This window comes from Lapillicoccus sp. (genome assembly GCF_025353065.1).
In the GTDB taxonomy this organism is placed as follows: domain Bacteria; phylum Actinomycetota; class Actinomycetes; order Actinomycetales; family Dermatophilaceae; genus Lapillicoccus.
In genome coordinates, this window is the sequence record NZ_JANXRJ010000052.1 from 1 (window position 1) to 18907 (window position 18907).

At 70.4% G+C, this 18907-nt stretch carries 19 protein-coding genes; 14 read left to right on the forward strand and 5 right to left on the reverse strand.

What is annotated here, in order from left to right; all coding sequences use genetic code 11:
* Positions 1-12 precede the first annotated feature (12 nt).
* Both Q0R63_RS04555 and Q0R63_RS04560 read right to left on the reverse strand, forming a co-directional pair.
* Complete coding sequence (locus tag Q0R63_RS04555) at positions 13-390, reverse strand: nuclear transport factor 2 family protein (RefSeq protein WP_295694661.1); 378 nt, start codon at positions 388-390, stop codon at positions 13-15.
* A gap of 62 nt (positions 391-452) precedes the next feature.
* Positions 453-749: a DUF427 domain-containing protein gene (locus Q0R63_RS04560; RefSeq protein ID WP_295694663.1), complete on the reverse strand. Its 297-nt coding sequence runs from the start codon at positions 747-749 to the stop codon at positions 453-455.
* Between the two features lie 79 nt (positions 750-828).
* On the opposite strand from Q0R63_RS04560, the gene Q0R63_RS04565 reads away from it, so the two are divergent.
* On the forward strand, positions 829-2619 hold the full coding sequence (locus Q0R63_RS04565) for an MFS transporter (protein WP_295694665.1): 1791 nt from the start codon (positions 829-831) through the stop codon (positions 2617-2619).
* Complete coding sequence (locus tag Q0R63_RS04570; protein WP_295694667.1) at positions 2616-3107, forward strand: MarR family transcriptional regulator; 492 nt, start codon at positions 2616-2618, stop codon at positions 3105-3107. Before Q0R63_RS04565 ends, Q0R63_RS04570 begins: the two co-directional genes overlap by 4 nt.
* A 30-nt stretch (positions 3108-3137) precedes the next feature.
* Here Q0R63_RS04570 and Q0R63_RS04575 read toward each other — a convergent pair whose 3' ends face one another.
* Positions 3138-3626: an anthrone oxygenase family protein gene (locus Q0R63_RS04575; protein ID WP_295694669.1), complete on the reverse strand. Its 489-nt coding sequence runs from the start codon at positions 3624-3626 to the stop codon at positions 3138-3140.
* Positions 3627-3729: 103 nt separating this feature from the next.
* Here Q0R63_RS04575 and Q0R63_RS04580 point away from each other — a divergent pair, with 103 nt between their 5' ends.
* The 3 genes from Q0R63_RS04580 to Q0R63_RS04590 are packed head-to-tail and all read left to right on the forward strand — an operon-like array spanning position 3730 to position 7140.
* Complete coding sequence (locus tag Q0R63_RS04580; protein ID WP_295694672.1) at positions 3730-4359, forward strand: AraC family transcriptional regulator; 630 nt, start codon at positions 3730-3732, stop codon at positions 4357-4359.
* Positions 4356-4556: a helix-turn-helix domain-containing protein gene (locus Q0R63_RS04585; RefSeq protein WP_295694675.1), complete on the forward strand. Its 201-nt coding sequence runs from the start codon at positions 4356-4358 to the stop codon at positions 4554-4556. Before Q0R63_RS04580 ends, Q0R63_RS04585 begins: the two co-directional genes overlap by 4 nt.
* A gap of 37 nt (positions 4557-4593) precedes the next feature.
* On the forward strand, positions 4594-7140 hold the full coding sequence (locus tag Q0R63_RS04590; RefSeq protein WP_295694679.1) for a DEAD/DEAH box helicase: 2547 nt from the start codon (positions 4594-4596) through the stop codon (positions 7138-7140).
* Positions 7141-7219: 79 nt separating this feature from the next.
* Here Q0R63_RS04590 and Q0R63_RS04595 read toward each other — a convergent pair whose 3' ends face one another.
* On the reverse strand, positions 7220-7375 hold the full coding sequence (locus tag Q0R63_RS04595; protein WP_295694682.1) for a hypothetical protein: 156 nt from the start codon (positions 7373-7375) through the stop codon (positions 7220-7222).
* Positions 7376-7377: 2 nt separating this feature from the next.
* Entirely contained in the window at positions 7378-8487 is a 1110-nt protein-coding gene (locus Q0R63_RS04600) for a glycosyltransferase family 2 protein (protein ID WP_295694685.1), read from the reverse strand.
* Positions 8488-8985: 498 nt separating this feature from the next.
* On the opposite strand from Q0R63_RS04600, the gene Q0R63_RS04605 reads away from it, so the two are divergent.
* From Q0R63_RS04605 to Q0R63_RS04645, 9 genes are all read left to right on the forward strand, one after another.
* A complete protein-coding gene (locus Q0R63_RS04605) occupies positions 8986-10200 on the forward strand; it encodes a hypothetical protein (RefSeq protein WP_295694688.1) in 1215 nt (404 codons plus the stop codon).
* Between the two features lie 183 nt (positions 10201-10383).
* Positions 10384-11088 carry an NTP transferase domain-containing protein gene (locus Q0R63_RS04610; RefSeq protein WP_295694692.1) on the forward strand — a complete coding sequence of 235 codons (705 nt, stop codon included), beginning with the start codon at positions 10384-10386 and terminating at the stop codon, positions 11086-11088.
* 20 nt (positions 11089-11108) lie between these two features.
* Entirely contained in the window at positions 11109-12017 is a 909-nt protein-coding gene (locus Q0R63_RS04615) for a MoxR family ATPase (protein WP_295694694.1), read from the forward strand.
* A 1-nt stretch (position 12018) separates the two neighbouring features.
* Entirely contained in the window at positions 12019-13125 is a 1107-nt protein-coding gene (locus Q0R63_RS04620; RefSeq protein WP_295694697.1) for a VWA domain-containing protein, read from the forward strand.
* Positions 13118-14317: an XdhC/CoxI family protein gene (locus tag Q0R63_RS04625; RefSeq protein WP_295694699.1), complete on the forward strand. Its 1200-nt coding sequence runs from the start codon at positions 13118-13120 to the stop codon at positions 14315-14317. Before Q0R63_RS04620 ends, Q0R63_RS04625 begins: the two co-directional genes overlap by 8 nt.
* Positions 14318-14362: 45 nt before the next feature.
* The gene (locus tag Q0R63_RS04630) at positions 14363-14833 is read left to right on the forward strand and encodes a (2Fe-2S)-binding protein (protein ID WP_295694702.1); all 471 of its coding nucleotides are present in this window, start codon (positions 14363-14365) and stop codon (positions 14831-14833) included.
* Complete coding sequence (locus Q0R63_RS04635) at positions 14830-17286, forward strand: xanthine dehydrogenase family protein molybdopterin-binding subunit (protein ID WP_295694705.1); 2457 nt, start codon at positions 14830-14832, stop codon at positions 17284-17286. The genes Q0R63_RS04630 and Q0R63_RS04635 overlap by 4 nt, the downstream gene beginning before the upstream one ends.
* Positions 17283-18140, forward strand: coding sequence for a xanthine dehydrogenase family protein subunit M (locus Q0R63_RS04640; protein WP_295694708.1), 858 nt, complete (start codon positions 17283-17285; stop codon positions 18138-18140). Before Q0R63_RS04635 ends, Q0R63_RS04640 begins: the two co-directional genes overlap by 4 nt.
* A gap of 5 nt (positions 18141-18145) precedes the next feature.
* On the forward strand, positions 18146-18883 hold the full coding sequence (locus tag Q0R63_RS04645) for an SRPBCC family protein (protein ID WP_295694711.1): 738 nt from the start codon (positions 18146-18148) through the stop codon (positions 18881-18883).
* Positions 18884-18907 lie beyond the last annotated feature (24 nt).

Here is an 18907-nt window from a genome sequence, read left to right on the forward strand (position 1 = left end):
CCCCCGACGCTGTCATGTGCTCGTCGCGCTGTAGGGCTTCCCGGGCCAGCAGGCCCACTCGTCGAAGTCCTCGACGCGGCCGTCGTCGGCGAAGCGCAGCACCCAGAGGTCGGTGTAGTCCTGCCGGGTCGGGGCGAGGTAGTTGACCAGGACCCGGACCACCGCGGTCTCCGCCTCGAGCGCGACGACTCGCGCCTCCATGCTGAAGGTCTGCCCGTCGTCCTCGAGCCAGAACGCCTTGACCCCGTCGTGGCCGACGTCGACCGGCTCGTAGGGCGAGCGGTGGTATCGCACGCCGGGGGAGAAGAGACGCTCCACGGCATACACGTTGCCCTCACGCCAGGCGCGCTCGTAGTCGGCGACCCAGGCGAGCACCCCGTCGTGGTCCATGGGGTGGCAGCCTAGCCGCGCCGCGGGTGCTGCGAGTCGCGGTGCATGCGGTTGGAGGCGGGTCAGGCCTTGGGCGCCACGGTGACGCCACGCCAGAAGGCGACGCGGTCGCGGATCATCTCGGCCTCGGCCTTCGGCTCGGGGTAGTACCAGACCGCGTCGGGGTTGGTCTGCCCGTCGACCGTCACGGAGTAGTAGGACGCGGTGCCCTTCCACGGGCACACCGAGTGGGTGTCGGTGTCGGCGAGCTCGGCGGTGACCGAGGATCGCGGGAAGTAGTGGTTGTTCTCGACCACCACGGTGTCGTCGGACTCGGCGATGACGTGACCGTTCCAGGTTGCCTGCATCAGAGTGCTCATGCGCTGGACAACGCCGGGGGAGGGCGCCGGTGTTCCCTCCCACTGTTCTCCCAGGGTCGGTTAGTACGGTTGAAACAACATGACGACCACAGCCACACGCCCCGACACCCGACCGGACCACTACAAGTGGATCGCGTTGTCCAACACCACCCTCGGCGTCCTCATCGCGACGATCAACTCCTCGATCCTCCTCATCGCGCTGCCGGACATCTTCCGTGGGCTCGACATCAACCCCCTCCAGCCCGGCAACTCCAGCTACCTGCTCTGGCTGATGATGGGCTACATGGTCGTGACGGCCGTGCTCGTCGTGAGCTTCGGGCGCCTCGGCGACATGTACGGCCGGGTGAAGATGTACAACGCCGGCTTCGCGATCTTCACGATCTTCTCCGTCGCCCTCGCCGCGACCTGGATGTCGGGCACGAACGGCGTCCTCTGGCTCATCGTGATGCGCGTGCTGCAGGGGGTCGGTGGCGCCCTGCTCATGGCCAACTCGAGCGCGATCATCACCGACGCCTTCCCCGTCGAGCAGCGGGGGTTCGCCCTCGGGCTCAACATGGTGGCCGGCATCGCCGGGTCGTTCCTCGGTCTCGTCATCGGCGGCATCCTCGGCCCGATCGACTGGCGCCTGGTCTTCCTCGTCTCCGTCCCGGTCAGCCTCTTCGGCACCGTCTGGGCCTACCTCAAGCTGCGGGACACCGGCATCCGGCACCACGGCACCATCGACTGGTGGGGCAACGTCACCTTCGGGGTCGGCCTCGTGGCGGTGCTCGTGGGCATCACCTACGGCATCCAGCCCTACGGCACGCACATCATGGGGTGGACGAGCCCGTTCGTCCTCGCCTGCCTCATCGGGGGCAGCATCGTCCTCGCCGTCTTCTGCGTGATCGAGACGCGCATCGCGGACCCGATGTTCCGCCTCGACCTCTTCCGCATCCGGGCCTTCACCGCCGGTAATCTCGCCAGCCTCCTGTCGGGACTCGCCCGGGGCGGGCTGATGTTCATCCTCATCATCTGGCTGCAGGGCATCTGGCTCCCGCGCCACGGGTACGCCTTCGAGGCGACCCCGCTGTGGGCCGGGATCTTCATGCTCCCGATGACCGTGGGTTTCCTCGTCGCCGGACCGCTCTCCGGCTACTTCTCCGACCACTTCGGCGCCCGGCCGTTCGCGACCGGCGGAATGATCATCTCGGCCCTCAGCTTCGTCTGGCTGATGCTCCTGCCGGTCAACTTCGACTACTGGCAGTTCGCCCTCGCCCTGCTCGTCAACGGCGTCGGGATGGGTCTGTTCGCCTCACCGAACCGCACGGGCATCATGAACTCCCTGCCGGCCAACCGTCGCGGCGTGGGTGGCGGGATGAGCACCACCTTCCAGAACTCGGCCATGGTGCTCTCCATCGGGATCTTCTTCTCGCTCATGGTCACCGGGCTCGCCGGCTCGCTGCCCCAGGCGATGGCCAGCGGCCTCACCGCCCACGGCGTGTCGGCGGCCCAGGCACAGGTCGTCGCGGGACTGCCCCCGGTCTCGGTGCTGTTCGCGTCGCTCCTCGGCTACAACCCGATCCAGTCGCTGCTGGGGTCCAGCACGCTGTCGCAGCTGTCGCCGACGGACTCGGCATACCTGACTGGCCGGGGGTTCTTCCCGTCGCTGATCTCCGAGCCGTTCCACAACGGACTCGTCGTGGCCTTCGCCTTCGCGATCGTCGCGTGCCTCGTCGCCGCCGTCGCGTCCTGGATGATCGGCAAGAAGTACGTGCACGTCGACGTGGTGTCCGGAGGCGATGCGGCCGGCGAGTCGAGGGACGACCTGGTCCGGCCGGACGCCGTGACCGAGGAGTCGCGCACGGAGGCCGTGGAGGCGGCGGTCCGATGAGTCCCTCGTCGCTGACGGCGCCGACCCGCGAGACCTCGGTCGCCGAGCTCGCCGGGGGGCTGCGCACCGAGGTCAGCCGGCTGGCCTACCACCTGCGCAGGCCGGCCGCGAGCTCCGGGGTGACGCCCACCCGGCTCGCCGCCCTGTCGGCCCTCGCCCGCCATCCCGACGGCTGCCGGGCCGGCGACCTCGCGACCGAGATGGGGGTCTCGCCGGCGAGCATGAGCCGGCTCATCGACATCATGACCGGTGCCGCCTGGGCCGAGCGCCGGCGCGACGACGTGGACGCCCGCGCGACGATCCTCACGATCACCCCGGGGGGCGCCGAGCTCCTCGAGGGCCTGCGGCGCGAGAGCACCAGCTGGCTGTCGGTGCACCTCGACGGGCTCGGTGAGCGGGAGCGGGCCGTGCTCGCCGAGGCGGTACCGATCCTCCGGGCGCTCGCGGACGCGGGTCTCGAGGTCCGCGTACCGGCTCCCGTCGCCTGAGCGGCGGGCCCGCGGCAGACGGTGCGCGCGTCACAGGGCGCGGGCACCCGAGGCCACGAGGAAGGCTGCGCCGGAGAGCAGTCCGGCGACGGTCCGGACGTGGTTCCAGGCCGTCCACCTCGACAGGTAGTCGGCCCAGATGGCTGCGGCCGGCGCGGACGCCGGGTCGAGGGCGGCCAGCCGGTCGTTGCGGGGCACGCTGGCCGCGACCGTCACACCGATCACCCCGATGAGGTATGCCGCGCTGCCGGCGAGCAGCCACGACGCGGCCGGCGTGCCCCACCCGACCACGGCCCGCCAGCCGGTGACCAGGCACAGGGCGCCCGAGCCGAACAGCGTCATCATGAAGATCGTTGACACCGCGGTGACGTTCACCGCCTGCATCGCGACGACGGCCTCCCGCGCCGGGAGTCGGCCGAGGGCCGGCATGACGAAGGACGAGAACGCGAGGAACGCTCCGCCGACGGCGGTGGTCCCGAGGGCGGCAGCGCTGACGAGGACGGCGGTGGTTGAGGTCATGTCCTCATCCCACCCCCGGCCGGCGGGCCTGCCCATGTCTGAGGTCCGTCGGGGCATGTGCGAACGTCTCTCTCCTCCGGACGCTGTGCCGGTATGTGGCGGCATGGACGTGCTGACCGGCCTCCTCGACGGCACCCGGGCCCGCGAGGCCTTCGTGCTGCGGTGCCGCCTCTCGCCCCCCTTTGCAATGCGGATCGAGGACGAGGCGCCGACCCGGCCCACCGTGGTCATCCACCCGGGACAACGGTGCACGTCGCCCGACGGGAGCGATCTCGGCGACCTCGCCTCGTTGGGGATGCGCACCTGGGGGAGTCCCGGCCCGAGCCCGGTGGTCTTCGTGACCGGCGTCTACGAGCGTCGTGCGGAAGTGGGCCACCGGCTGCTCCCGACCCTGCCCCACCTGCTGGTCCTCGCGCCCGGCGCGTGGAACGCGCCCCTGGTCGACTACCTCCAGGCCGAGATCGACCGCGACGTCCTCGGGCAGGCGGCCGTCCTCGACCGGGTGGTCGACCTGCTCGTCGTCGCTGCCCTGCGTGAGTGGCTCGACCGTCCGGGATCCGGCGCCCCGGGGTGGTACCACGCGCAGGCCGACCCCCTCGTCGGGCCGGTGCTGGCCCTGATCCACGACCAGCCCGGCCACCCGTGGTCGCTGGCCGGTCTGGCTGCGGCCGTGGGCTGGTCGCGCTCGACCCTGGCCAGGCGCTTCGCGCAGCTGGTGGGCGAGAGCCGATGACCTATCTCGCGCAGTGGCGTCTGGACCTGGCGGCCGACCTCATCGGCGAGGGGGAGATGACCCTCGACGCCGTCGCGGCCCGGGTGGGCTACGGCAGCGGGTTCGCGCTGAGCGTCGCGTTCAAGCGGGTCAAGGGGATCAGCCCCGCGGAGCACCGGGCCGCCCGGACGGCCGGGGCGTCGACGATCAGCGCGTGACCACCCTCCCTCTCGGCACTGAGAGGATGACGAGGACATGACCCTCACAGCGACGACCTCCACGCTTGCCGGACGACCCGGTGCAGCACCCGACCCCGATGACGTCTTCGCGGCCTTCTCGGAGTGGGTGACGGGACAGGGCCTGTCCCTCTACCCCGCCCAGGAGGAGGCACTGATCGAGGTCGTGTCGGGCTCCAACGTCATCCTCTCGACGCCGACCGGCTCGGGCAAGAGCCTCGTCGCCACGGGCGCCCACTTCGCGGCGCTCGTGGCCGGGATCCGCAGCTACTACACGGCGCCCATCAAAGCACTGGTGTCCGAGAAGTTCTTCGCCCTCTGTGACGTGTTCGGCGCCGACCAGGTCGGCATGCTCACCGGGGACGCCGCGGTGAACCCCGGAGCGCCGATCATCTGCTGCACGGCCGAGGTGCTGGCGAACATCGCGTTGCGTGGTGGCCGGACGGCCGACGTCGGGCAGGTCGTCATGGACGAGTTCCACTTCTACTCCGAGCCCGACCGCGGCTGGGCGTGGCAGGTCCCCATCCTCGAGCTGCCGCAGGCCCAGTTCATCCTGATGTCCGCCACGCTCGGTGACACCAGCCCGTTCGAGGCGGACCTGGTGCGGCGCACGGGCCGTCCCACGGCCATGGTGACGTCGGTCGAGCGACCCGTCCCGCTGACCTACCACTGGGCGATGACACCGTTGCACGAGACGCTGGAGGAGCTCCTCGCGACCGGCCAGGCGCCCGTCTACGTCGTCCACTTCACCCAGGCCGCAGCGCTCGAGCGGGCACAGGCCCTGATGTCGGTCACGGTCGCCAGCCGCGCCGACCGCGACGCGATCGCCGCGTTCATCGGCGGGTTCCGCTTCTCGGCCGGGTTCGGCAAGACGCTCTCGCGACTCGTCCGGCACGGCATCGGGGTCCACCACGCCGGGATGCTGCCGAAGTACCGGCGGCTCGTCGAGCAGCTGGCCCAACGCGGGCACCTCAAGGTCATCTGCGGCACCGACACCCTCGGGGTCGGCATCAACGTCCCGATCCGCACCGTGCTGCTGACCGGCCTGACGAAGTTCGACGGGTCGCGTCAGCGGCTGCTCAAGGCTCGCGAGTTCCATCAGATCGCGGGGCGCGCGGGACGGGCGGGATACGACACGGCCGGCACCGTCGTGGTGCAGGCCCCCGAGCACGTCGTCGAGAACGCGCGCGCGGTGGCCAAAGCCGGCGACGACCCCAAGAAGCAACGAAAGATCCAGCGCAAAAAGGCTCCTGACGGATTCATCAGCTGGAGCGAGGACACGTTCTCCCGGCTCGTCGCGGCCGAGCCCGAGCCGCTCGTCTCGCGGATGCGGGTCACCCACTCGATGGTCCTCAACGTGCTCCAGCGGCACGAGGATCCCTTCGCGGCGATGCGTCAACTGCTGCGCGACAACCACGAGGAGCCTCGCCGACAGGTGCGGCACGTCCGGCAGGCGGTCCAGATCTATCGCTCGTTGCTGGCGGCCGGTGTCGTCGAGCGCCTCGAGGCCCCGGACGAGTACGGCCGGACGACGCGCCTCGTCGAGGACCTCCAGCTCGGCTTCGCGCTCAACCAGCCGTTGTCGGCGTTCGCCCTCGGGGCGGTCGAGACCCTCGACCCGGAGAGCCCGACCTACGCCCTCGACGTCGTCTCGCTCATCGAGGCCACCCTGGAGGATCCCCGTCAGATCCTGATGGCGCAGCAGTTCAAGGCCCGCGGAGAGGCCGTGGCGGAGCTCAAGGCGGACGGGGTGGAGTACGAGGAGAGGATGGAGATCCTCGAGGACGTCACCTGGCCGCGGCCCCTCGAGGAGCTGCTCACCGCACTGTTCCGGACCTATCGGCAGAGCCACCCGTGGGTCGATGAGTCAGCCCTGTCACCGAAGTCGGTCGTCCGTGACCTCTACGAACGGGCCATGACCTTCGGTGACCTCGTGGCCTTCTACGGCCTCACCCGCTCCGAGGGCATCGTGCTGCGCTACCTCTCCGACGCCTACAAGGCGCTCCGCCAGACCGTCCCCGACTCGGCGAAGACGCCCGAGGTGGACGACCTCATCGCCTGGCTGGGCACGGTGGTGAGCCAGACCGACTCCAGTCTTCTCGACGAGTGGGAAGCGCTGACCGACCCCGATCGCCAGGAGGCCTTGGCCGCCGGGGCCGCTGTCCTCCCGCCGGCTCCTCGCCGAATCACCAGTGACGAGAGGGGGTTCCGCATCCTCGTGCGCAACGCGATGTTTCAGCTCGTGCAGCTGCTCGCGCACGGCGACTGGTCGGCGCTGGGGGCGTGGACCGACGTCGACGGGTGGCCCGTGGCCGCCGACTGGGAGGAGGCCGGGGAGTCCTACTTCCTCGAGCACGAGGAGGTCGGCCTCGACTCCGACGCCCGAGGTCCCGCCCTGTTCGTCGTCGAGCAGGTATCGGGTGCGGGCCGGGCCTGGGCCGTCGACCAGGTCATCGACGACCCGGCGGGCGACCACGACTGGCGGATCACGGCGACCGTCGACCTCGACGCCTCGGACGAGGAGTCCGAAGCGGTGTTCACGACAGCCGCGCTGCACCGGCTCTGACGGACCGATTTCTGACGGACGGCAGGTTTCCCGGGCCCGAGCGCTGGACGGCGCTCGGGGGGCCGGGTCCTACCGGTGGCTACTTCTGGGTCTTCGGGCGCATCCGGAGCAAGGCCATTCCGGCCATGACCAGCGTGAACGACGCCACGACATAGAACAGCGCGGAGAAACCGGTCGCAGCAAGGGCTGCGGAGCCCACTGCGCCACCACTCACGGCTTTGATGGAGGAGTACACGTTCAGACCTCTTTCATTGTTGGGACTTGCAGGGTCCTGCGCGCCGGAGCGGTGTGGTGCTTCCACTCCGGGGTCGATCGACTGAGACGTTGCCCCAGCGCGCGCAGGAAGATCATCTGGAGGAACACGTCATAGACCATTTCGGGCACGATCAGCGCCGCGGTGAACCGGGCGCGCGGGCCAGCCTCCCACACGGTGACCACCCGCTCGACGGCGAAGATGACACCGATGAAGCTCCAGAACCAGGACAGGGCGAAGACCCCGACCACGATGGTGTAGGCCATCAGGACGAGATAGAGCAGCAGCATCACGGTCGAGAAGAGCAGCGCACTCTGCTGCATCCAGTAGCGGGCCGTCACCCGCGTGAGCCCGTAGGTGGCGATGTTGTCGACCGCGCCGCGATACCACCGCAGCCGCTGGTCGTGCAGGGCACCGGGCGTCGGCATCAGCTCGGTGTAGACCAGGCACTCCTTCGGCGAGACCAGGCCCCAGCCGATGGTCTTGAGGGCGATGGTGATCTCGTTGTCCTCGGTCAGGGCCGATGTGTCGTAGACGTCGCCGCGCCGCCCGGGCAGCAGGTGGCCGCGCGAGGTGGCCACGTCGCGCAGCGCCCGGACGAGGAAGACCGAGGCGGTGCCGGTGAGCACGTGGACACGGCCCTGCCGGCGGCCGATCTCGCGGGCGTAGCGGGCGTACTCGGCGGCCTGGAGTCGCTGGAGCACGCCGTGCGGCTCGTCGCCGTGGAAGATCCCGCCGACCGCCCCGAGCTGCCGACCGTGGTGGCTGCTCGTCACCGCGAAGTGGCGGAGCACGGCAGCCATGTAGTCGGTGCCCAGGCGGGTGTCGGCGTCCATCACCAGGAGCAGGTCGTCGTCGTCGAGGGCGATGTGCGGCAGCGCCTGGTTGAGTGCGCCTGCTTTGCGGTGGCGGTTGCCGCGCGTCTCGAAGACCTCCGCCCCGGCAGCGCGGGCGATGGCCACCGTCTGGTCCGTGCAGTTGTCGGCGACGACGACGATGCGGTCGAAGGCCACCGCCTGGGCGCGCAGGGACGCCACGGCGGACTCGATGGTCGCTGCCTCGTCATGGGCAGGGACCACGGCAATGACGGCCATGATGTATTCCCCCAAAAAAGTGGATTCCCCCGTACGTGGAAGGGCTGCTGCAGCCCCCGCAACGGGCCCTTCTCGTGAACAGAAGAGTAGTCCACACAGGGTGATTGCCACGGTGATTTTCGACTTTTCCCGAACATTCCCGACGGGCGGGACATGGTGAAAGCCCCTATCACGGCAGTAATTGCGCTAATGCCGTCAAAAGTAGATATGACTCACGGAGGATTAATACGGACGAACAGGATCAATCAGGTCGGTCTGACCGGCCCGCGATGCGGCTGTTCTGTTGATCTCCCCGGAAAGCTCTGAGTGACCGCTGGGAGACGGACCACGAATCGGTCAACGGCTGACCACGGTCGGCCCTTGGGATCCCCCCCTTTTCGTTGGCCCCTTGTCCTGCCCCTCCACAGTCGTCAGGCTCCGGTCCAGCGACAGATCGTCGCGCCTCACCCGGGTCTCAACACGTCACACGAGGCCGAGCCCATCAGGAGACACGTCAGGATGCGCAGAACACTCATCACCATCGCCGTTGCCGCGACCGCGACCTTCGGTCTGGCGGCCGCCGCCGTCCCGTCCGCCGACGCGACCCCCGCGCTCGCATCCTCGGCGCACCACGCCAAGCGCGTCTGCGCGGCGGCGCGCCCCGGTGAGGCCTCCTGCCTCGCCGAGGAGCTCGTGGACACGGCCACCGGAGCCCGGGTGAACCCCCTGGCATCGGCCGGCAGTGCAGCCCGTCCTGCCGCGATCTCCGGCAAGACCCCCTCCGACATCCGGTCGGCCTACGGTCTGACCAGCACCGGCTCGTCGGGCCGCACCGTCGCCATCGTCGACGCCTACGGCTACCCGAACGCCTCCCGGGACCTCGCGGTCTACCGGTCCCAGTTCGGCCTCAGCGCCTGCACCACCGCGAACGGGTGCCTCACCGTGGTGAGCCAGACCGGCTCGTCCAGCCTCCCGGCATACAACCTCGGCTGGTCGCAGGAGCAGGCGCTGGACCTCGACGCGGTCTCGGCGACCTGCCCCGACTGCAAGATCCTGCTGGTGCAGGCCAAGACGCCGTCCTTCGCCAACCTCGGTGCTGCCGTCAAGACCGCGGCCGCCCACGCCGGGGTCGTCGCGATCTCCAACAGCTACGGGGGCGGCGACAGCGCCGACTCCAGCTACGGCAGCTACTACAACCACCCCGGCGTCGCCGTGACCGCGTCGACGGGTGACAACGGCTACCAGGGCGCGTCCTTCCCTGCCTCCTCGCACTACGTCACCGCGGTCGGTGGCACGTCGCTCACGAAGACGACCAGCACCCGGGGCTGGAGCGAATCCGCTTGGAGCGGCTCGGGATCCGGTTGCACGACGCTCAACGTTGCACCTGCGGGCCAGACTTCGGGCGTGACCGGCTGCAGCGGTCGGGCGATCGCCGACGTCTCCGCGGACGCCGACCCCAACACCGGCCTCGCCGTCTACGCACCCACGTCCTCGAGCGCGTCGTCCTGGGCCCAGTACGGCGGCACGAGCCTCTCGTCGCCCATCGTCGCCGGGGTCTACGCCCTCAGCGGCCGGACCACGGGCTACGCCAACACCCTCCCGTATGCCGCGTCCGGCGGCCTCAACGACGTGACCTCCGGCAGCAACGGCTCCTGCGCCAGCTACTGCACCGCCGGGCCGGGATACGACGGCCCGACCGGCCTCGGCACGCCGAACGGCACGAGCGCCTTCTGAGCGGAGCCGGCCCGGGACTCCTCCTCACGTGAGGAGGAGTCCCGGGTGGCCGAGCGGCGGGGTGCGGGCTCCTTTCCTCACCTGCGGAGCTGTGAAGCGCCTGGCTCCCGCATCCGCTGCGGCTCTGCACAACATGCGACAGATGTGTGGGCGACCTTCACCGGAGTGTGATGTATTTGTCCTATGACCTCCGTCGCCGGACTCCTCCTCGCAGCGGGAGCCGGTCGCCGGATGGGAGGCCCCAAATCCCTGGTCCACGACGCTGACGGCACCTCGTGGCTGGCCCGCTCGGTCGCCGTTCTCGAGAACGGTGGCTGCGACGGTGTCACCGTCGTGCTCGGAGCCGAGTCCGACCGGGCCGCAAGGCTGCTCGCGGACCACGGCTTCACCGGCGAGGTCGTGGTGGCAGACGACTGGGACGAAGGCATGGGCGCCTCGCTGCGCGCCGGTCTGCGTCACCTCCGGTCCACGCCGGCCACGGTGACCCTGGTGAACCTCGTCGACCTGCCCGACGTCGGCGCCGACGTCGTGGCGCGGCTGGTGGCCCGCCTCGGGGGTCCTTCCGACGACCACACCGATGACCACGCCGACGACCACGCTGCCAACTCCGCCGGCGACCACGCTTACGGAGGCCTCCCGCCGGCCGCCGTCCTGGAGCGGGCGGCATACGAGGGGGTGCCCGGCCATCCCGTCGTGCTCGGTCGGGACCACTGGGCCGGAGTGATCAGGGAGGCGGCCGGCGACCGCGGGGCGCGTGACTATCTCCTCGAGCGCGAGGTGGTCCTCGTCGAGTGCGGCGACCTCGCCGGCGGCGCCGACGTGGACTCCCGTCCGGCGGGCGCGACACGGGAGACGGTCCCCGCCGACCCCGTCCCGCGGGAGGTCTGACCGTGGGCAATGATCGACCCATGGAACCGTCCATCACCTCGGCAGCCCAGCTCGCGAAACTGCTCAGGGCGACCGGCTATCTCGCCGACGACGCCCTTGCGACAATAGGATTCCTCGCGCTGAGACTCGGCCGGCCGCTCCTGCTGGAGGGCGAACCCGGCACCGGGAAGACCGCTCTCGCCGAGGCACTCGCCGAGGCGCTGGAGGTGCCACTCATCCGGCTGCAGTGCTACGAGGGCATCGACGCCTCGCAGGCGCTCTACGACTGGGACTTCCCCCGACAGATCCTGCACCTGCGCGCTCTCGAGACCACGGCTCGCATCGGCGTCGACGGAGAGGGCGGCAACGGGCCCGACGGACCCGACGTGGAGAAGTCGCTCTTCGACGAGCGGTTCCTGCTCTCCCGCCCGATCCTGCGGGCCCTGCGCGAGAGCCCGGCGGTCCTCCTCGTCGATGAGGTCGACCGCGCGGACGACGAGTTCGAGGCCTTCCTGCTCGAGGTCCTCTCGACCTACCAGGTGACGATCCCCGAGCTCGGCACCATCCGGGCCACCGTGCCGCCGATCGTCATCCTCACCTCCAACCGGACCCGCGAGCTGCACGACGCCCTGAAGCGCCGCTGCCTCTACCACTGGATCGACCACCCGGGCCTGGCGCGCGAGCTCGAGATCGTCCGCAGCCGGGCACCCGAGGTGGGGGAGCGGCTCAGCCGGCAGGTCGTCTCCGCGGTGCAGGCGATGCGTCGTGGCGGCGAGCTGGTCAAGCCTCCGGGCGTGGCCGAGACCCTCGACTGGGCGCGGGCCCTGATGGAGCTCGGCGCGAGCGACCTCGACGTCGAGCACGCCTCCGCCACGCTGGGGGTTGCCGTGAAGTACCGCGAGGACGCCGATCGGGTGCGCGGCAGCCTCGACCAGATCCTCGGGGGCTGACGTGCCCACCGCGCCCGACGCGCTCCTGCTCGGCTTCGCCCACGCCCTGCGCGCCTCCGGCGTCGCCGTCACGGCGGACCGCGAGGCGACCTACCTCGCCGCCGTTACCGAGGTCGGGATGGGCAACGAGCGCGCGACCTACTGGGCGGGACGGGCCACGCTGACGGGTGGGCCCGACGACGTCGACCGCTACGACAAGCTCTTCCATGCGTGGTTCACGGCCCATCAGGAGGAGCTGCGGCTGACCCGGCAGCCGCCCCCACCCACCATGGTCCAGGCCGACCTCACCGACGAGGGTGAAGGCGAGGGCGACGGCCCGGACCAGGAGACCGACGCCGTCCAGGCCATCGCCAGCGGCCTCGAGGTGCTCCGCCAGCGCGACGTCGCCAGCATGTCGGGGACCGAGAAAGCAATACTGGCAACGATGTTCGCGTCCCTGAAGCGGCCAGTGCCGCGTCGGCGAGCCACGCGGCATACGGCATGGCACCGAGGTGCTGTCGACCCCAGGCGCACCCTGCGGCGTCAGCTGGAGCACTTCGGCGAGCCCGTCGAGCTCAGCTGGCGGCACCGCGGCAGCCGCTCGCGCCGCGTGGTCCTGCTCGTCGACGTGTCGGGGTCGATGAGCGCGTACGCCGACGCCCTCCTGCGCCTCGCCCACCACTGGGTGATGGGCGGCGGGTCGGTCGAGGTCTTCACGATGGGCACCCGCCTCACCCACGTCACGCGCGCCCTGCGGCAGCGGGACCCCGAGCGGGCGCTGGTCGCGGCCGGTGACGTCGTGCCCGACTGGTCCGGCGGCACCCGGCTGGGGGAGTCCCTGAAAGCGTTCCTGGACCGGTGGGGCCAGCGGGGCATGGCGCGCGGCGCCGTCGTGGTCGTCTACAGCGACGGCTGGGAGCGCGGCGGGGTCGAGCTGCTCGAGGAGCAGATGCGCCGGCTGAGCTCGCTCGCCCATCGCGTCGTGTGGGTCAACCCGCACCGCGGCAAGGCCGGCTACCTGCCCGTCCAGCAGGGCATCGTCGCCGCCCTGCCCCACTGCAGCGACTTCGTGGCCGGCCACTCGCTCCGCACCTTCGACGACCTGGCCGAGGTGGTGACCCGTGGCTGACGACCTGCCCGAGCTGCTCCGGTGGTGGCACGAGGGCGAGACGGTGGGCGTCGCGACGGTCGTCGCGACCTGGCGCTCGGCTCCTCGGCAGCCCGGTGCGACGATGCTCGTCGGCCCGCAGGGGGAGGCCGTCGGGTCGGTCTCCGGCGGCTGCGTCGAAGGCGCCGTCTACGAGCTCGCCCAGGAGGTCGTCGAGACGGGCACCCCTGCGCTGCAACGCTATGGCGTCAGCGACGAGGATGCGTATGCCGTGGGCCTCACCTGCGGTGGCATCCTCGACGTCTACGTCGAGAAGGTGTCCCGCGACAGCCACCCCGAGCTGGGCGGGGTCGCCGAGGACATCGCCGAGGGTCGACCGGTCGCGGTGGCGACCGTCGTCGCCCACCCCGACCCGGTATGGGTCGGACGCCGCGTCGTCATCCACCCCGACCTGCCTCCGACGTCCTCCTTCGGCAGTGAACGCGCCGACGCCGCGATCGTCGACGACGCTCGCGGGCTGCTGGCCTCGGGACACAGCGAGACCCTCACCTACGGCCCCGACGGTGAACGGCGCGGCGAGGGGATGCGGGTCTTCGTGTCCGTCCACGCCCCCGCCGCGCGGATGCTCGTCTTCGGCGCCATCGACTTCGCGGCGGCCTGCGCCCGGGTGGGCAAGTTCCTCGGCTACCACGTCACGGTGTGCGACGCCCGCCCCATCTTCGCGACGGCGAGCCGGTTCCCCGAGGCCGACGAGGTCGTCGTCGAGTGGCCGCACCGCTATCTCCAGGGCGAGCTCGACGCCGACCGGATCGACGAGCGCACCGTCCTCTGCGTGCTCACGCACGACCCGAAGTTCGACGTCCCGCTGCTCGAGGTGGCCCTGCGGATGCCGGAGGTCGCCTACATCGGGGCGATGGGGTCGCGGCGCACCCACGACGACCGGATGACGCGGCTGCGGGAGATCGGGATGAGCGAGCCCGAGCTGGGACGCCTCTCCAGCCCCATCGGCCTCGACCTCGGTGCGCGCACCCCCGAGGAGACCGCGGTGAGCATCGCGGCGGAGATCATCGCGATGCGCTGGGGCGGTCGCGGTGAGCGGCTGACGGCCGTCGACGGCCCCATCCACCACCCCAATACCGGCTGGGTCAACGGTTCCTCCTCTCCCTTCGGAGAGGATCCCTTGCCCCAGCACGCGCAAGGCACGACGATCTGAACAGTCACACGATCAGCACGCACACGAAAAGATGAGGAGTCAAGGATGACCCGCATTACCGTCCAGGTGGATGACGAGAGCTATACCGACGAGGTAGAGCCCCGAACGCTGCTGGTGCACTACCTGCGAGAACAGCTGGGCAAGACCGGCACGGTCGTCGGCTGCGACACGAGCAACTGCGGAGCCTGCACCGTCCACCTCGACGGCCGCAGCGTCAAGTCCTGCAACGTCCTCGCCGTCCAGGCCGACGGACACGAGGTCACCACGATCGAGGGCCTGGCGAAGAACGGCGAGCTGCACCCGATGCAGGCCGCCTTCCACGAGTGCCACGCCCTGCAGTGTGGCTACTGCACCCCCGGAATGATCATGCAGTCGATCGACCTGCTCAACGAGAACCCCACTCCCACCGAGAAGGAGATCCGCGCCGGCCTCGAGGGCAACCTCTGCCGCTGCACGGGCTACCACAACATCGTCCGAGCGGTGCAGACCGCCTCCGGACAGGAGGTTGCATCATGACGCTCATCGAAGACCGCCCCGACATCGCCGTGAAGGAGATCGGCCGCGAGCGGCTCCGCAAGGAGGACCAGCGGCTGATCACCGGCCGCACCAAGTGGACCGACAACATCACCCTCCCCGGCATGCTCCACATGGCGATGGTCCGCAGCCCGTTCGCGCACGCCAACATCATCAACATCAACGTCGACGCGGCGAAGGCCGCTCCCCACGTCAAGGCCGTGCTGACCGGGGCCGACCTCGGCGACGGCCAGGGCGTCCTCATCAACGCCTGGGCCATCACGACCGACCAGAAGACCCCGGTGCACCTGCCGATGCCGTCCGCCCGCGTCAGCTTCGCCGGCGAGATCGTCGCCGTCGTCGTCGCGCGGACCGCCGCCGCCGCCCGTGACGCCGCCGAGCTCGTCGACGTCGACTACGAGGAGCTGCCCGCCGCCCTCGACCTGCGCGAGAACGCCGAGGACAAGGTGCTCGCGCACCCCGACCTCGGCACCAACAAGTCGGCCTTCTGGAAGTTCGACTCGGCCGAGGCCGGCACCGGCGGAAACGTCGACGAGGCCATCGCCACGGCCCGCGCCGAGGGCATCGTCATCGAGCGCGACTACCGCCAACAGCGGCTCATCCCCGCCTTCATGGAGCCGCGGTCGGTCGTCGTCGACCCGACGGGTGAGCAGATCACCATGTGGTCGGCCACGCAGGTGCCGCACATCGTCCGGTTCGCCCTCGCCGCGACCACCGGGGTCCCGGAGTCCAAGATCCGCGTCATCGCCCCCGACGTGGGTGGCGGCTTCGGCGGCAAGCTCCAGGTGACACCGGAGGAGTGGATCGCGTGGGCGGTCGGCCGCCGGCTGGGCAAGCCGGTCAAATACACCGAGACGCGGTCGGAGTCGCTGATGGCGGCCCACCACGGTCGTGACCAGTGGCAGAAGCTCACCCTGGCCGCGACCAAGGAGGGCAAGGTCACCGGTCTCAAGGTCGAGCTCCTCGCCGACCTCGGGTCCTACGTCGCCGTCGTCGGCGGTGGGGTCCCGGTGCTGGGCGCCTTCATGTTCAACGCGATCTACAAGTTCCCGGCATACCAGTTCACTTGTCAGACGGTCTTCTCCAACAAGGCATGGACCGACGCCTACCGCGGCGCCGGACGGCCCGAGGCGACCTTCGGCATCGAGCGGCTGATGGACGAGCTCGCCAACGAGCTCGGCGTCGACCCGTTCGTCGTCCGCGAGATGAACTGGATCACCCACGAGGAGTTCCCCTTCACCACGGTCGCCGGTCTGGAGTACGACTCCGGCAACTACGAGGCAGCCACCGCCAAGGCGAAGGAGTCCTTCGGCTACGACGCCCTGCGCGCGGAGCAGAAGCAGCGGCGGGACTCCGGTGACCGCGTCCAGCTCGGCATCGGCGTCTCGACGTTCACCGAGATGTGCGGCCTGGCCCCCTCTCGGGTCCTCGGGTCGCTCAACTACGGCGCCGGCGGCTGGGAGCACGCGAGCGTGCGCATGCTGGCCACCGGCAAGGTCGAGGTCGTGACCGGGGCGAGCGCCCACGGCCAGGGCCACGAGACGGCCTTCAGCCAGATCATCGCCGACCGTCTGGGCGTGCCCTTCGAGGACGTCGAGGTCCTTCACGGCGACACCCAGACCGCGCCGAAGGGGCTCGACACCTACGGCTCGCGCTCGCTCGTCGTCGGTGGTGAGGCGCTCGTCAAGGCGGCCGACAAGGTCATCGAGAAGGCGCGGCCCGTCGCGGCCCACCTCCTCGAGGCGTCGGTCGACGACATCGAGTTCTCGGCCGGCCGGTTCAGCGTCAAGGGCACCGACCAGGGCCTGGCCATCCAGGAGATCGCGGGGGCCGTCTTCGTGGCGCACAACCTCCCCGACGGGATGGAGCCGTCGCTCGACTCCGACGCCACCTACGACCCGATCAACTTCAACTACCCGCACGGCACGCACCTGTGCGCCCTCGAGATCGACACCGAGACCGGCCAGATCACGATGCGCAAGTACACCTGCGTCGACGACATCGGCAACGTCATCAACCCGCTGATCGTCTCCGGCCAGATGCACGGCGGGCTCACCCAGGGCATCGCCCAGGCGCTCTTCGAGGAGGCCGTCTACGACGACTCGGGCACGCTCGTGTCGGGGTCCTTCGTCGACTACCTCGTGCCCACCGCCGCCGACATGATCAGCTTCGACATCGGTCACACCACGACCCCGTCGCTGACCAACACGCTCGGCACCAAGGGTGTCGGGGAGGCCGGCACCATCGCCTCCACCCCGGCCGTCGTCAACGCCGTCGTGGACGCCCTGCGCCAGTTCGGCGTCGACGACGTCCAGATGCCGTGCACCCCCGAGCGGGTCTGGAAGGCCATCCAGTCCGGTGGCCAGAAGCAGCAGGTCCCCACTGAAGCCGCGGCCGTGCCGCACTTCGACGAGTCGGAAGGTGGCACCCCGTGATCCCCGTCCAGTTCGACTACCTCGCGCCGGAGTCGGTGGAGGACGCGCTCGCGGCCCTCGCCGAGGCCGGCGACGACGCCAAGATCATGGCCGGGGGCCAGAGCCTGCTGCCCGTCCTGCGGCTGCGGCTCAACAGCCCCGAGAAGGTCATCGACCTCAGCCGGATCCCCGGTCTGCGCGGGATCTCCGAGGAGGGTGACACCATCGTCATCGGGGCGATGACCACCCACTCCGACGTCGTCGAGAGCGAGCTGGTGGGGCAGCACGCGCTGCTGCTCCAGAAGACGGTGGCGGAGGTGGCGGATCCGCAGATCCGGCACCGCGGCACCCTCGGCGGAGCGCTCGTCCACGCCGACCCGGCGGGCGACATCGGGGCGGCAGCACTCGCGCTGGACGCCGAGTTCGTCATCGTCGGTCCGGGCGGTGCGACCCGCACCGTCCCCGCCTCCGAGTTCTTCGTCGACCTCTTCGAGACGGCCGTCCAGGAGGGGGAGCTGCTGACCCAGGTCCGCATCCCCAAGCACACCGGCTGGGGGGCGCGCTACGAGAAGTTCGTGCGGGTCGCCCACCAGTGGGCCATCGTCGCGGTCGCGGCCACCGTCAAGATGGAGGGCGGCACGATCACCGAGGCACGCATCGGGTTGACCAACATGGGCTCGATCCCCCTGCGGGCCACCTCGGTCGAGGCCGCGCTGCTCGGACAGCCCGCCACGGAGGAGGCCGTCAAGGCCGCCTCCGCGACGGCCGCCGACGGCACCAACCCGCCCTCGGACCTCAACGGCGACAGCGACTACCGCAAGCACCTCGCCGGGGTCCTCACCCGTCGCGCGGTCCTCGCTGCTGCCGGGAGCTGACGCCGGTGGACCTGCACCACTCCTTCGTCGTCCCCGCGGACGCCGAGACCGCGTGGGCGACGCTGATGGACCTCGAGGGCGTCGCCGGGTGCTTCCCGGGCGCCGCCGTCACCAGCGTCGAGGACGACTCCTTCACCGGCACGGTGAAGATCAAGCTCGGCCCGATCGCCCTCGTGTATGCCGGGTCCGGCACGTTCGTCGAGCGTGACGACACGGCCCACCGTGCCGTCATCGACGCGAAGGGCAAGGACAAGCGGGGCAACGGCACGGCCGGTGCCTCGGTGACGATCGCCGTCGCCGAGGTCGCGTCGGGCGGGTCGGAGGTCGATGTCACCACCGACCTCAACGTCACCGGCAAGCCGGCGCAGTTCGGTCGTGGGGTCATGCAGGACGTCTCGGACAAGCTTCTCGGGCAGTTCGTCGCGTGTCTCGAGAAGCGGTTCACGGAGGAGGAGGCGCCGGCCCCCGTTGCGGAGCCGGCAGCTGCTGCGCCTGCTGCGTCCGGGGGCTCGGTTGCCTCGACCACCACGATCCCGGACGCTACGGCGCCGGTGGTGGTTCCCGCGGCGGCGCCGCGTCCGGCACCCGTTCGCGCAGCCCCGGAGGCCGAGGCGGACGACGCCCTGGACCTCGGATCGGCTGTCCTGCCGGTGATCCTCAGGTCCTACGCCCCACAGCTCGTCGTGGGTGTCGTCGGGCTGGTCGTCGGGATCGTCATCGGACGGCGCATGCGTCACCGCTGATCCACCCGTCCCGCCGGCCCGCGC